The 413-nt window shown below is 70.2% G+C and carries 1 pseudogene; it reads right to left on the reverse strand.

Annotated features, from left to right (window positions below):
• Nucleotides 1-413: pseudogene (locus tag MOV63_RS32525) on the reverse strand (RNA helicase); the annotation flags it as partial.

Here is a 413-nt window from a genome sequence, read left to right on the forward strand (position 1 = left end):
GGTTGTTGCGCTGGGCAGCGGGTTCATGGGCGCCGTGTGCAGCATGCGGGTTCGGAGCCCCGTTGCCGCCCTTGCGGTGTTCCTTGCGGGGCTCGGTGCGCGCCGGACGGCCTTCGCCGTTCTTCATCCCATCCTGGGGACCGAACTGCTTTTTGGCCGGGCGGAAATCCGACGTGGTCGAGAGGTCGTTGTCGACGTCCGGGCGCGGAGTGTTCTCGCCGCGACGCTGGCCGCGGAAATCGTCGTTGCGACGATTGTCGCGCTGTGGGCGGTCACCATGGGGACGATCGCCATTGGCGCGGGCCGGACGCTGGGGACGATCACCGCCCTCGGCGCCTTCCGCTGCGAAGAACGGCTTGCGGGCCGGACGTTCGCGGCGCTCGGGACGGCCTTCGCCGTTGCCGCGTGCCTGG

Origin of the sequence: Neorhizobium sp. SHOUNA12A, from assembly GCF_023006505.1 — a bacterium.
Lineage (GTDB): Bacteria > Pseudomonadota > Alphaproteobacteria > Rhizobiales > Rhizobiaceae > Neorhizobium.